Source organism: Devosia geojensis (genome assembly GCF_000969415.1).
Lineage (GTDB): Bacteria > Pseudomonadota > Alphaproteobacteria > Rhizobiales > Devosiaceae > Devosia > Devosia geojensis.
Map to the genome: position 1 here is coordinate 1 of NZ_JZEX01000111.1, position 452 is coordinate 452.

The following is a 452-nucleotide window of genomic DNA, read 5'->3' on the forward strand; positions in this document are numbered from 1 at the left end:
TCATGGTCCTGGTCGAGCCGTCCTGGTAGCGATGCCCGTCCACTTCGAGCCACATGCCGAGATTCTGCGGATCGGCGACCTCGTCGCGCGTCACCAGCCACGGCCCGATCGGCCCGAATCCTTCGAGGATCAGGGCCGGACTATCGGGCGCTTCGTGCCTCGAACAGAACAGGCACTTGGCCAGATCGAACACCGGGTCGGCGGCGCGGGCGTTGCCGAAATCGATGAGGCCGCTGCGCGTCAGGCTCCCGTCCGGCGTTCTCGCGGCCAACACGTTGCCGGGCTGCAGATCATCGTGGGCGAAGACCGGGCCGGTGCTGTGCGGGACGATGTCATCGAACCGCTCCTCGACGATCCTGCGCATGCCGCCTTCGCGCCCAGGCTCCCACCGCCGCCCGCGGCACCTCCCGAAGCCATCCTCGATGCGACTGCGCCCGACACCCGGTGTTGGT

Annotated in this window: 2 pseudogenes; both read right to left on the reverse strand. The window is 68.4% G+C overall.

The window, feature by feature from the left end:
• Positions 1–118, reverse strand: a pseudogene (locus VE25_RS23620) (fumarylacetoacetate hydrolase family protein); the annotation flags it as partial.
• Between the two features lie 75 nt (positions 119–193).
• Positions 194–364 (reverse strand): annotated as a pseudogene (locus VE25_RS23625) (phosphotransferase); the annotation flags it as partial.
• Between the last annotated feature and the right edge of the window lie 88 nt (positions 365–452).